Raw genomic sequence first — 702 nt, 5'->3', positions numbered from 1 at the left:
ACGCAGCTTTTCCGCTGGAAGACTGCGGCCTGCTTCGGGCCGGAAGGCGAAGAAGCGAGCGATTATATGAAACCTTCATCTTTCATAGTTGAATTTGCGCCAAACTAGCCCGTTTCGACAGATATTTGTTTTCAACGATAAAATTTTGCCTAATCTTGTTAGATATCGCTTTTCATCGAATTTGCCAGAAAGGCGCATTCTGGCTCGTATTTTATCATTGAACGGAGCTTGTGATGTTTCGCTCTGCCCCAAGGCCGTCCTTTCAGATCCACCCTCTGGCTCTGCCGGCCTATGACGTTCTGCGCAGGCTGGGGATACCTGAGGTATGGGGTCCGGGTCTTTGTGTGAGTGCCCCTGACGAGGATCAGGGGCTGCCCTCTCTGGCGGTGGCAGGATTTGGCTGGCTGCATTGCACAGAGGACGTCATCCCTGTTCTCGAGTTCCCCGCACAGACTACACCCTCAGAGCTCCGTAAATTGGGGTGGCGCGAGGTGGCCGCGCAGTTCCCCGCATGTGTCGCAACTTCCGAACAACGAGCCAGCTTTCTGATGGCACTGAGCCAGCGCTGCCCGCGCGAGGAACTCGGGCTCTTTGGTCTGCCGGCGTCGCGCGATGTGACGCAGCTGCGCCGGCGGTTTCGTCTGCGCCGCGAGCGGCTGGAGCCGAAGCCCGAGCGTGATGTCTTTACCGAGGCGGTGCGCA

The 702-nt window shown here is 57.5% G+C and carries 1 protein-coding gene; it reads left to right on the top strand.

Translation table 11 applies throughout. The features are described from left to right. Positions 1–233: 233 nt before the first annotated feature. Positions 234–702: hypothetical protein (locus EP867_RS20050; protein WP_194085575.1), on the top strand; the 469-nt coding region annotated here is incomplete at its 3' end.

It is taken from the genome of Falsigemmobacter intermedius (assembly GCF_004054105.1).
Taxonomy (GTDB): domain Bacteria; phylum Pseudomonadota; class Alphaproteobacteria; order Rhodobacterales; family Rhodobacteraceae; genus Wagnerdoeblera; species Wagnerdoeblera intermedia.
The sequence above is the reverse complement of the archived record's forward strand: the minus strand, read 5'-3'. Positions and strand labels throughout refer to the sequence as shown.